We start from the raw sequence: 13056 nt of genomic DNA, 5'->3' as shown, positions 1-13056 counted from the left end.
GTATAATTTATGCGAATGTATGACCTTATAATGAAAAAGAGAGATGGTGGAGTTCTTACAAAAGAAGAGATTGATTTTATAATCTCTTCTTACACAAAAGATTATATTCCTGATTATCAGATGAGCGCTTTAGCAATGGCCATATATTTTAGGGGAATGACACCAGAAGAGACTGCCAATCTTACTATGGCTATGGCTTATTCTGGCGATGTGATGGATTTATCAGCGATTAAAGGAATCAAAGTGGATAAACACTCAACCGGTGGTGTAGCTGATACTACCACATTAGTACTTGCTCCTATGGTAGCAGCCTGTGGAGCTCCTGTTGCCAAAATGTCAGGAAGAGGTTTAGGGCATACTGGTGGAACGATAGACAAACTGGAGTCAATACCAGGAATGAGAGTAGAACTCAGCGAAGAAGAGTTTATTGACAACGTAAATAAATACGGTATTGCTGTGATTGGGCAGACTAAAAATCTCACTCCTGCAGATAAAAAGTTATATGCATTAAGGGATGTTACTGCGACAGTAGATTCTATTCCGCTTATAGCGAGCTCTATAATGAGTAAAAAGATTGCTGCAGGAGCGGATGGAATAGTATTAGATGTAAAAGTTGGAAGAGGAGCTTTCATGAAAGACTTAGAAAGTGCCAAAGCCCTTGCTAAGTTGATGGTGGATATAGGAAATTCTGTAGGGAGAAAGACTGTAGCCCACGTTACAAATATGGATTATCCGTTAGGGCTTGCGATAGGAAATGCACTTGAGATAGTAGAAGCTGTTCAAGTATTGAAAGGTCATGGTTCTAAAGATTTATTGGAAGTATGTATGCTACTTGGTTCTGATATGCTTCAAATTGCAGGTGTTGCAAAAGACGACAAAGAGGCGAGGGCAAAACTAAAAGAAGCACTTGATAGCGGAAAAGCCCTACAAAAATTTAAAGAATTTATAAAGGCTCAAGGTGGAGATGAAAGAGTAGTTGACGATTTATCACTTTTACCACAGGCTAAGTATATAAGACCTTGGATTGCCGACAGGGATGTATATATAAAAGACCTGATGGCTTTAGATTTAGGCCTTGTAGCGATGAAGTTAGGAGCGGGAAGAGAGAAAAAAGAAGACAAAATAGATTTAGCAGTCGGTATAATGTTAGGTGGAAAAGTTGGAGATATAGTTAGAAAAGGTGAGCCTATTGCTACAATATATGCTAATGATGAGGGTAAAGCTGAATGGGCTTTAAATGAAATTAAAAAGTATATTCTTCTCTCTGATGAGCCTGTGGAAAGGCCAACATTAATATTTGAGTAACAAAAAAGCGGTTCTTTTTAGTGTTTTGTAAGAAGAACCGCTTATTTCTATTAAGTTTTGCTGATTTAAACCGATAAATAAATATGGAATTTTTTATTTTATCTAGAGGGGAGAAGTGCAAATGGGAAAAACTATTCGAGCTCAGGTTGTGCGATCTTTTGTAATTATAGGTATTTTAACAGTTATACTTTCGGTGATTGTGAATTTAGGACTTATAAATACTATTAACAACATTGAAAAATTAAGAAAATATGTGGTAAATCAAGTCATTAACGTGTCAAATGCCCAAGTTCAAATTGCGGTATTAAGTGGCAATATTCAACAAACTTTAAATGACTATATGAATGGCAATGCGACAAATTTTTCCGTTGGAGTTCCAATTAGTTCGATGGAGACCTACATTGCTAATATCCAAAATAGCTTAGATGACTATAAAAATACCAAGAATTACGACTCACTTAATAAAAATTTATTGCTAATTAAAGAAGGTATTCAGAACCTAAAGAAAGCAGTAAATGAATTACCCGAAAAGTATGACTCTGTTAATGATAGCGACAAAGTAGTAACTATTACTTATTATTTGAATCATATACAAAGTGCTTTGAATGATTTTAGTTCTACATATTCCCAGGGCTTTTTACCCTATTTTAATCAAATGATAGAAAATAATAAAAGAAATTTTTACATATCACTAGGAATGAGTATTGTAATACTATTGATAATTTTAATTTATGCAGCGATAATAATAAGAAAATTAAGGAAATATGCGAAACTTATTAATTCTGAAATTATAAATGCAGAAAAGCAATCAGAAGAAGTCATGAATTATGCGGTAAACATAAGAAACAAATCAGAAGAAAATACTATGAACATAACTTCTTCAAAACAAGGTTTAGAGGATTTAGTAAATGGAATTAACATAATTTCGGAAAATATAAATGAAGTTGCTGAGTCTATTACTAAAGTTTCAGAGACTAATGAAAATTTGTCACAAGTCTCCGATAAACTTATGAGAGATATGAATGAAGCAATGATGAAAATCAAAGAAATAGAAGAAAATGCAAACAGGCAAGGAGAAGAAGTTAAATCATTAATTGAGTCTTTACAAGAGAGCTTGGAAAACTCCAAAAATACTTCAAAACAACTAAATGAGCTAGATAAAAGAATGGGTGGTATAAAAGATATTCTTTATTCAATATCAGATATAGCTGAACAGACGAATCTTTTGGCACTTAATGCGGCAATTGAAGCAGCAAGGGCTGGAGAAAATGGAAGAGGATTTGCGGTTGTAGCAGAGGAAATAAGAAAACTTGCAGCGCAATCGACAGAAAGTGTAGAAAGAATAGGAGAAATAATAGAATCTCTTACCCAATTTACAAGAAATACTGTGGATAATGTCATCAAAAACATTGATAATTCTACAAAAGCATCTCAGGAGGTAAATAAAGTATTAGATATATTTGAGCAGACAAAAGAAGGGTTTGACAAAGTCGCTGATATTATTAGTGAAATTTCTGTTGCAGCAGAAGAAACAGCCGTAAGTTCTAGTCAAACGCTACAAGCCATGAAAAACGTAATGTCAGCATCACAAAATATATCAGCACAGGTAGAAGAATTACTTGCCTCATCTGAGCAGCTTCTTGCAGAGATAAATGTAGTAGATGAAAATAATTTAAAAAATCTTGAACACATAAAAGAACAAGTTGAATATGCAGAAAATCAAAAAGCTAATATGCAGAAAATTACAAGTATAGTGATGCAGTTGTAATAATTGACATACACTACTTCATGGTATATAATTTAGTTAAACAGCGTGCGACGGGTTACGGCATGAGCTGGTAAGGTAGCTATTACCTTGCCAGCTTTTAATTTTGAGAGAGGAGGATTTTTATGAAAAGGATTTTTGAGCTTACAATGAAAGACATTGAGAGAATGGACAAAAATACACTCATTGAAACAATCAAAACTTCCGAAGGAAGGACGGTAATGGCAGAGACTATTGTAACAGTTCCACCGCTGGTTTATGGAGTATCAAACATGGAGCTTGCAGCGGCTTTTGGCAGTGATATGATTACGTTGAATTTTTTTGATTTTCAAAAACCATTTATTTTTGGTATAGATGATGCAGGAATAAACTTTTCAGCTGGGCCTTCTGAATTACAAAAAATAGTCGAAATAGCCTCCAAAAACGCAGAAGATTTTGACTACATCAAGAGAGTTAAAAAAATTGTTGGAAGGTTTATAGGTGTAAATATAGAGCCTGTTCCTGAAGGAGTAGAATATGTAGAGGGACGAAAATTAAATAAAGAAAATCTTTTAAAAGCTAAAGAATACGGATTTGATTATATCGTTATAACTGGGAATCCCAATACAGGGGTAAGTGTAGGCACGATAATAAAAGGAATAGAATTAGCAAAAGAGATTTTGGGCGAAAATATGATGATCATTGCCGGAAAAATGCACGGTGCTGGTTCAGGAAACATATATGAAGACAAAATTTTAAAAGATTTTGTAAAAGCAGGTGCCGACTGTATTTTGATACCAGCGCCTGGTACTGTTCCAGGAATTGATTTAAATCTTGCAAAAAGACAGATAGATTCAATACATGAAGAAGGGGCATTAGCAATGACTACAATTGGCACCTCACAAGAAGGCTCACAAAAAAGCACAATAGAATTTATCGGGGTTCAATCAAAAATGGCGGGAGCAGACATACAGCATATAGGAGATGCAGGATATGCAGGAGTGGCACTTCCTGAAAACATAATGGCACTTTCTATTGCTATAAGAGGAGTAAGGCATACTTATAGGAGAATGGCATATTCTTTGAATAAGTAATTATGGTTATAAAAAAAGGCCTATGATGAATTCACCATAGGCCTTTTTACGTGCGCCCGGCATGGGCGATAACTAGGCGGTGAAAGTCCGCTGTGGGCTTGGTAGTGGGAACCACTAGCCAAGAGCAAGGGTGTCCATCGTGAGGTGGAATCTGAAGGAAGCTTAAGGCAAAATCTCGGTCTGATGAACAAGAACCAGATAAGAGGCTGAATTGGGATGGATGAGTTTGCGTAACAAAACGAAGTCCAACACTACCCGAATCCCATACAGTAAATCTGGCAGATATATGAGATGAAAGTTATCGTTCTTACCCGGGGAGGTCTCAAGGATAAGTCATGGAAGTAAAATCTGAAGTGACAACCCATACAGTGATGTATGGTTGAACCTTGAGAAGTCAGCAGAGGTCATAGTACTTATCTAGACATGAATAGATAAGGAAGGACCGAACGTTAGGAGGTTTTGGAAATCTTATGGACTCGAAAGATATGCAGAGACTGCAGACAACTCAACAAAGAGGCTATCCGTTGAATAGAGAAATGGAATTTCAAAAGACAACGGAAGTGCATAGTATATCATCGGCGTCGGAAGATGGAAGAAACGAGGTACAAAGATATACCGGCAAGATGCTTGAAATGATAGTAGAACGAGGGAACATGGAAGCAGCATACAAGCGCGTTGTTGCAAATAAAGGAAGCCATGGAGTCGATGGGATGGAAGTAGATGAACTTCTACCGTATCTCAAAGAAAACTGGCCAACCATAAAACAACAACTGCTGGAGGGGAAATACAAACCACAACCAGTGCGAAGAGTAGAAATTCCCAAACCAGATGGAGGAGTAAGACTACTAGGAATACCTACAGCACTAGATAGACTAATACAACAAGCAATAGCCCAAATACTGAATAAAGTCTACAACCATACATTTTCAGATAGCAGTTATGGATTCAGACCAGGACGCAGTGCAAAAGACGCAATAAAAGCCGCAGAAGCATACATAAATGAAGGATACACATGGGTTGTAGATATGGACTTAGAAAAGTTCTTTGACAGAGTAAACCACGACATAATAATGTCCAAACTAGAAAAGCGGATAGGGGACAAAAGAGTACTAAAGTTAATACGAAGATACCTAGAATCAGGAGTAATGATAAACGGAATCAAAATATCAACAGAAGAAGGGACACCCCAAGGAGGGCCATTAAGTCCCCTATTAGCAAACATAATGTTGGACGAACTAGACAAAGAACTTGAAAGGAGAGGGCACAAATTCTGCCGATATGCAGATGACTGCAACATATATGTAAAAAGCAGGTCTGCAGGAAACAGAGTAATGAAGAGCATAAAGAAATTCATAGAAAGCAAATTAAAACTAAAAGTCAACGAAGCAAAAAGTGCTGTAGATAGACCATGGAGAAGAAAATTTCTTGGATTTTCATTCTACACAAAAGAAAACGAAGTAAGAATAAGAATCCATGAAAAATCCATCAAAAGGTTTAAGGAAAAAGTAAGAGAAATAACCAATCGGAACAAGGGAATAAGCATGGAAAACAGAATAAAAAGACTAAATCAAATAACAACAGGATGGGTCAACTATTTTGGATTAGCAGACGCGAAAAGCATAATGAAAACCCTTGACGAATGGATAAGGCGAAGACTAAGGGCATGTATATGGAAACAATGGAAGAAGATAAAAACGAAGCATGATAACTTAGTAAAACTAGGAGTAGAAGAACAAAAAGCCTGGGAATACGCCAATACAAGGAAAGGCTACTGGAGAATATCCAATAGCCCAATCCTAAATAAGACTCTTACAAATAAATACTTTGAAAGCATAGGTTATAAGAGTTTATCCCAAAGATATCTAATTGTACACAATTCCTAATGAACCGCCGTATACCGAACGGTACGTACGGTGGTGTGAGAGGACGCTGAATAAAATAATTATTCAGCTCCTACTCGATACTCTTTTGAATATGTCTTTTAAATTTATAGTGAGGTCATCGAAGATACTCACTTTTATGCTATCATCTTCTGAGTAGGTTTTAACTATTCTGTAACGTCCATCTTCAAGGATAAACACCATAACGACTTTTTGCTCAGGTTCGACTATCCAATATTCCTTTACTCCCGCTTTTTCGTATAGATTAAATTTTTCTACCTTATCTTTTCTTGCAGTAGATGGTGATACAATTTCTACAATTAAGTCAGGAGCTCCTTTACATCCTTCATCATCTAACTTTGATTCGTCACATACGACCACTATATCCGGTTCAACGATAGTCTTTATTTCTTTATCACTTTTTTCATTGCCAGAAGGAAACCTTACACCAAAAGGTGCACTGTATACTCTACAACTTTTATCTTTCAGATATACAGAAAAAGCAGTTAATAGTTCTCTTGAAATTTCTTGGTGAATTCTCGATGGAGGTGTCATCATAAAAGGCTGTCCATTAATTAATTCAATTCTTTCTTCCTCTGGCCACATCAAAAGGTCACCATAAGTATATACCTTATCTTCTTTTGGCAATGGCATTATCAGAAACCTCCAATTTAAATATATTTTTATTATTCCTTAACTTTAATTATAAATTATTTTTCAAATAATTCAATGAAAAACGAGGGTGCGATTTAAAGATATACGTGAAATTATCAATAATTAGTTATTGACAAACTGCAAAATAGATTATATAATATTCGTAAACGAATACTAAATTACGGCGTGTTACTGCAAAAGCAGGCATGAGCCGGTCAAGGTGTTATTACCTTGCCGGCTCTTTTTGTTTAAATGCCTGAAAAATAAAATAAGGAGGTTTTTATATGAAGTGGTTAGCAAGTGTTCAAAAACTTGGTAAAGCCTTAATGCTTCCAGTTGCTGTGTTACCTGCAGCTGCGTTGCTTTTGAGGCTTGGCGCACCTGATGTTTTCAACATTCCTTTTATTATGCAAGCAGGTGCAGCGGTATTTGACAATTTACCTCTCATCTTTGCTATAGGTATTGCAATAGGTTTTGCTGATGGAGATGGTGTAGCAGCTCTTGCCGCAGCAGTTGGCTATTTTGTACTGACAAAAGGTGCGACAACTATAAACAAAGATATCAACATGGGAGTTTTAGGCGGTATTTTAATGGGTATCATAGCCGGTTATCTGTATAACAAGTATCATGATATTAAACTTCCTGATTTCTTAGGCTTCTTTGGTGGAAAAAGATTTGTGCCTATTGTAACAGCTTTCGCGGCAATTGTGTTAGCTTTTGCAATGGGATATGTATGGCCTCCAATACAGAAGGGCATATATGCTGTAGGTGAATGGATAATTGGAGCGGGAGCACTTGGAGTATTTGTATATGGTGTACTCAATAGGCTTTTGATTCCTTTTGGACTTCATCACGTTATAAACAGTCTTGTCTGGTTTGTATTTGGTACTTTTAAAACAGCAGCTGGCAAAGTTGTAACTGGGGATTTAAACAGATTCTTTGCAGGCGACCCAACAGCAGGAACATTTATGGCAGGGTTTTATCCTATTATGATGTTTGGGCTTCCAGCAGCAGCACTGGCTATGTTGGCGGCAGCAAAGCCAAACCAAAGAAAAGCTGTGTCTGGTGTGTTAATAAGTGCAGCTCTTACAGCATTTCTAACAGGTATTACAGAGCCTATTGAATTTTCATTTATGTTCTTGGCGCCAGTACTTTATGTAATACACGCTCTTTTAACAGGTTTATCTCTTGCTATAACTTATGTTCTTGGTATAAAGGATGGCTTTGGCTTTTCAGCTGGTCTCATTGACTATATCTTAAGCTATGGTATAGCTACAAAACCTCTTTTGCTCCTTCTAATAGGTATAATTTATGGTGCAATATACTATGTAATTTTCTACTATATAATAGTGAAATTCAACCTGCCAACTCCTGGCAGATTAGAAGAAGAAGCTGTTGACCAATATGCAGACATGTCAAAATCAGAACTTGGTGATATTGCTGCACAATACGTAGAAGTATTGGGTGGAGCAGAAAACATCCAGTCTTTGGAGGCTTGCATAACAAGGTTGCGCTTGACTGTGAAAGACGATACAATAATAGACGATGATAAACTTAAAAAATTAGGAGCAACAGGTGTTATGAGAATGGGCAAAAATGCGCTGCAGGTAATTGTTGGTACAAAAGCTGATTTGATTGCACAAGAAATGAAAAAACACATGAAAAAAGCAGGAGGTAAAATTTAAGGTGAAAATGTTTTAGGCGGCCGTAAACTGGCCGCCATCAAAATTATTTTAAGAAGTTTGAAATATATGGGTATAATAAGATATTATTAAAAATACAGAAAGGGATGGTATACATGTTTAACATATTTAAAAAGAAAAAATACGTAGATATATATTCTCCTATTAATGGCAGATTATTAAAAATTGAAGATGTCCCAGACCCTGTGTTTTCTCAAAAAAATGGTAGGAGATGGAGTGGCATTAGAACCTAAAGAAGGTATAGTATATTCACCGGTTAATGGCACTATTATACAATTATTCCCTACAAAACATGCTTTGGGAATAAAAACAGAAGAAGGTTTGGAGGTACTAATTCATATTGGGATGGATACAGTAGAAATGAAAGGAAATGGATTTGAAAGTTTTGTTTCCGAAGGTGAAAAAGTCAAAGTAGGAGATAAGTTGATAAAATTTGATATGGAATTGGTTAAAAAAGAACACCCATTGACATCTCCAATTATTATTACTAATATGGATATAGTGGATAAAATTGTAAAAGAACCTGATGGTGAGGAAGTAAAAGCTGGAAACACAAAGGTTATGAGAGTATACCTCAAGTAAAAAGTGAGGTATTGATTATGTATCGAGTAATAAAAGTTCTTAACAATAACGTGTGTATGGCAAAGGATGATAAAAATGTGGAATGCATAGTTGTGGGAAAAGGTATAGGATTTGGCAAAAGACCGGGTGATATTATTGAAGAAGATAAATTAGAGAAAATATTTTATGTACAAGAGGATGTTAATAAGATTAAATTTTCTGAGTTAATGGAAAAGATAAGAGGAGATGTAATAGGGATTGCAGAAGAAATAATAGCGATGGCAGAAAGAATAAAAAGCAAAAAACTTAATGAGCATATACACATTGCACTTGCTGATCACATTGCCTTTGCGATTGAAAGAATAAATATGGGAATAGAAATAAAAACCCTTTTAATATAGAAATAAAAGCTTTGTATAAAGATGATTATAATATTGCATTAAAAGCGCTGGAATTGATAAATCAAAGACTTAACATTTCACTTCCTGAGGATGAAGCAGGCTTTATAGCTCTTCACTTGCATGCTGCTTTAGAAAATGCTGGTTTATCAAACACTTTAAAAAATACTAGATTGGTATCTCAATTAGTGTCAACAATTGAAAACCACCTAGGGAAACATATTGACAGGGATTCGATTGATTATCTAAGGCTTGTAACTCACTTGCGTTTTGCTATTGATAGATTAGAAAAAAATTCACCTGTGGTAAATGAACTTTTAGCCTCTATAAAGAAAAAATTCAAAAAAGCTTATAATATAGCAATACAAGTAGCAAAAGTAATAGAAGATACGTTAGGAAAGAAAGTGCCTGAGGAAGAAATAGGATATATTGCAATACACATTCAGCGATTAATCAATACTATTTAACAAACCCGAACTAAAAGTAATTTTAGTTCGGGTTTTGCAATTTTTATAATACAAAATTGCAAAATACTATTGACTTTATAAGGGGTTACATATAAAATATGTTATAAAGAGTTTTTGAAGGGGGAAGTGAAATGACTTTTAAAAAAGGCAAACCGGTCTATATTGTAGACACTACTTTGAGGGACGGAGAGCAAACTGCTGGTGTTGTATTTGCAAATAACGAAAAAGTCAGAATTGCGCAAATGTTAGATGAAATTGGAATAGATCAATTAGAAGTAGGCATTCCCACAATGGGGGGGGATGAAAAGGAAACAGTTGCAAAAATTGCAAAACTTGGGTTAAAAGCCAGTATAATGGCATGGAATAGAGCAGTTGTAAAAGACGTTCAGGAATCTTTGGAATGCGGCGTTGATGCTGTTGCAATTTCTGTGTCTACTTCTGATATTCACATTGAGCACAAACTTAAGAAGTCAAGGCAATGGGTTTTGGACAATATGACAGAAGCAGTTAGGTTTGCCAAAAAAGAAGGTGTATATGTTTCTGTCAACGCAGAAGATGCTTCTCGTACGGATATGGATTTTCTTATTGAATTTGCAAAATGCGCAAAACAAGCAGGAGCTGATCGTTTGAGATTTTGCGACACTGTAGGATTTTTAGATCCTTTTAAAACATATGATATGGTCAAGGCAATAAAAGAAGCTGTTGACATTGATATTGAAATGCATACTCATAACGACTTTGGGATGGCTACTGCCAATGCTCTTGCAGGTATGAAAGCAGGGGCAAAGTTTATAGGAGTTACAGTAAACGGCCTTGGCGAAAGAGCCGGAAATGCTGCTTTAGAAGAGGTTGTAATGGCATTAAAGCACGTCTACAAAATAGATTTAGGAATAGATACAACTAGATTTAGGGAAATTTCTGAATACGTTGCTTTGGCCTCAGGAAGACAGTTACCAGCATGGAAAGCTATAGTTGGAACAAATGTCTTTGCCCATGAGTCAGGTATTCATGTAGATGGTGCCCTTAAAAATCCTCACACATATGAAATATTTAATCCTGATGAAGTAGGCCTTGAAAGACAGATTGTGATAGGCAAGCATTCTGGCACTGCGGCTCTTATAAATAAATTTAAAGAATACGGCAGAGTTTTAACAGAAGAAGAAGCAAATCAACTTTTGCCTCATGTCAGAAAATTAGCTATACAGCTTAAGAGGCCGCTTTTTGATAAAGAGCTCATGTACCTTTATGAGGATGTTATCAAAAACAGAGAAAAGGCTATATAAAATTATGTTACAGGAGTGAAGGCAATGAATCTTACACAGAAAATACTATCTTCTCACCTTGTCGAAGGAGAAATGAGAAAAGGTCAAGAAATAGCCATTAAAATTGACCAAACTTTGACTCAAGACTCCACTGGTACCATGGCGTACCTACAATTAGAAGCTCTTGGGATAGACAGAGTAAAAACTGAGCTTTCAGTTGCTTATATTGACCACAATACATTGCAGCAAGGTCCTGAAAACGCAGATGACCACAGATACATCCAGACTGTTGCAGCAAAATACGGCATATATTTTTCAAGGCCGGGAAATGGCATTTGCCATCAAGTGCATCTTGAAAGATTCGGAAGGCCAGGGAAAACTCTTTTAGGTTCTGATAGCCATACGCCAACAGCAGGTGGGTTAGGAATGTTAGCTATAGGTGCAGGAGGCTTAGATGTTGCTTTGGCTATGGCGGGAGAGCCTTACAGGATTATTATGCCTTCCATTGTCAATGTAAGGCTTACTGGGAAACTTAGACCTTGGGTATCGGCAAAGGATGTGATATTGGAGCTTTTAAGAAGACTTACTGTAAAAGGTGGAGTTGGAAAGATTTTTGAATATTCAGGGGATGGGGTAAAAACTCTATCAGTACCCGAAAGAGCTACAATTGCCAATATGGGAGCAGAGTTAGGAGCTACTACTTCAATTTTTCCCTCAGATGAAAGGACTTATGAATTTTTAAAAGCCCAAGGAAGAGAAGATGCATTTGTGCCTTTGGCTGCCGATGAAGATGCAGAATATGATGAGGTCATTGAAATAAACCTTGATGAACTGGAACCATTAGTAGCACTCCCTCATAGTCCTGATAATGTTGTAAAAGTTAAAGATGCAGGCAGACCAAAAGTTGACCAAGTTGCTATAGGGTCATGCACAAATTCCTCTTATGCTGATTTAATGAAAGTTGCTTCCATATTGAGAGGCAAGGTTATTCCAGAACATGTAAGCCTTGTAATTGCTCCTGGTTCAAGACAAGTTCTTAACATGCTTGCAAAAAATGGTGCACTTTCAGACCTGATATCGGCAGGTGCAAGAATACTCGAAAGTGCTTGTGGACCTTGTATTGGCATGGGTCAAGCTCCCGCAACAGATGCAATTTCGATTAGAACCTTTAATAGAAACTTTTACGGCAGAAGTGGTACAAAGTCGGCATCAGTTTATCTCGTAAGCCCTGAAGTTGCTGCTGCTGCAGCTTTGACAGGGTATTTAATAGATCCGAGAGAGTTAGGGGAAGCACCTGAAGTACCTTATGTGGAGAAATTTGAAATTAATGATAATATGATTATAAAACCGCCAGAGGATAGGGAAAAGGTGGAGATAATAAAAGGACCTAATATAAAGCCATTCCCTCTCAATACACCTCTTTCTGATATAGAAAAGAAGGTGCTAATTAAAGTAGGAGACGATATAACTACAGACCATATAATGCCTTCAAATGCTAAATTGTTACCCTTAAGGTCTAATATCCCTGAGCTTGCTAAACACTGTTTCGAAATAATAGATGAAAACTTTTCTAAAAGAGCGATTGAATGGGGCGGTGGCATAATTGTCGGTGGAAGCAACTATGGACAAGGCTCTAGCCGAGAACATGCGGCATTGGCTCCACTTCAACTGGGAGTAAAGGCTGTTATAGCAAAGTCATTTGCGAGAATACACAAAGCAAACCTTATAAATAGTGGAATTCTTCCTCTTACTTTTGTAGATGAAAAAGATTATGAAGACATTGAGGTTGGGGATGTTTTAAAGATAGAAAATGCGGTAGAACAAGTAAAAAGAGGCGGCAGGATAACAGTGAAAAACCAAACAAAAGGTACAACCTTTGAAGTAGATCTTGAGGTTTCAGATAGAAACAGAGAAGTACTCATAGCAGGTGGCATGATAAATTATGTAAAAAGTAAAAAGAAAACAAATTAAGGCACTTACTATAAAGT

Annotated in this window: 8 protein-coding genes and 2 pseudogenes; 9 read left to right on the top strand and 1 reads right to left on the bottom strand. The window is 36.3% G+C overall.

Features of this window, described 5'->3' with window-relative positions; translation table 11 throughout:
• Window positions 1-9: 9 nt before the first annotated feature.
• From THESIDRAFT1_RS00395 to ltrA, 4 genes are all read left to right on the top strand, one after another.
• Window positions 10-1305, top strand: coding sequence for a pyrimidine-nucleoside phosphorylase (locus THESIDRAFT1_RS00395; protein ID WP_003869247.1), 1296 nt, complete (start codon window positions 10-12; stop codon window positions 1303-1305).
• 121 nt (window positions 1306-1426) lie between these two features.
• Window positions 1427-3073: a methyl-accepting chemotaxis protein gene (locus tag THESIDRAFT1_RS00390; RefSeq protein ID WP_003869248.1), complete on the top strand. Its 1647-nt coding sequence runs from the start codon at window positions 1427-1429 to the stop codon at window positions 3071-3073.
• Window positions 3074-3195: 122 nt separating this feature from the next.
• Complete coding sequence (locus THESIDRAFT1_RS00385) at window positions 3196-4143, top strand: DUF7916 family protein (protein ID WP_003869249.1); 948 nt, start codon at window positions 3196-3198, stop codon at window positions 4141-4143.
• A gap of 470 nt (window positions 4144-4613) precedes the next feature.
• The gene (ltrA, locus tag THESIDRAFT1_RS00380) at window positions 4614-6026 is read left to right on the top strand and encodes a group II intron reverse transcriptase/maturase (protein WP_006569145.1); all 1413 of its coding nucleotides are present in this window, start codon (window positions 4614-4616) and stop codon (window positions 6024-6026) included.
• Between the two features lie 63 nt (window positions 6027-6089).
• Here ltrA and THESIDRAFT1_RS00375 read toward each other — a convergent pair whose 3' ends face one another.
• Window positions 6090-6677 carry a Uma2 family endonuclease gene (locus tag THESIDRAFT1_RS00375; RefSeq protein WP_006569144.1) on the bottom strand — a complete coding sequence of 196 codons (588 nt, stop codon included), beginning with the start codon at window positions 6675-6677 and terminating at the stop codon, window positions 6090-6092.
• 284 nt (window positions 6678-6961) lie between these two features.
• Here THESIDRAFT1_RS00375 and nagE point away from each other — a divergent pair, with 284 nt between their 5' ends.
• From nagE to THESIDRAFT1_RS00350, 5 genes and pseudogenes are all read left to right on the top strand, one after another.
• Window positions 6962-8362, top strand: a complete 1401-nt coding sequence (gene nagE / locus THESIDRAFT1_RS00370; protein WP_003869251.1) for an N-acetylglucosamine-specific PTS transporter subunit IIBC — start codon at window positions 6962-6964, stop codon at window positions 8360-8362.
• A 113-nt stretch (window positions 8363-8475) separates the two neighbouring features.
• Window positions 8476-8962: pseudogene (locus tag THESIDRAFT1_RS00365) on the top strand (PTS sugar transporter subunit IIA).
• 17 nt (window positions 8963-8979) lie between these two features.
• Window positions 8980-9806, top strand: a pseudogene (gene glcT, locus THESIDRAFT1_RS14680) (glucose PTS transporter transcription antiterminator GlcT).
• 131 nt (window positions 9807-9937) lie between these two features.
• The gene (gene nifV / locus THESIDRAFT1_RS00355) at window positions 9938-11089 is read left to right on the top strand and encodes a homocitrate synthase (protein ID WP_004402522.1); all 1152 of its coding nucleotides are present in this window, start codon (window positions 9938-9940) and stop codon (window positions 11087-11089) included.
• A 24-nt stretch (window positions 11090-11113) separates the two neighbouring features.
• Window positions 11114-13039, top strand: a complete 1926-nt coding sequence (locus THESIDRAFT1_RS00350; RefSeq protein ID WP_006569141.1) for an aconitate hydratase — start codon at window positions 11114-11116, stop codon at window positions 13037-13039.
• The last annotated feature ends 17 nt before the right edge of the window (window positions 13040-13056 follow it).

The sequence above is a fragment of the Thermoanaerobacter siderophilus SR4 genome (assembly GCF_000262445.1).
GTDB lineage: Bacteria > Bacillota > Thermoanaerobacteria > Thermoanaerobacterales > Thermoanaerobacteraceae > Thermoanaerobacter > Thermoanaerobacter ethanolicus.
This window is presented reverse-complemented; position numbering and strand designations above follow the sequence as displayed.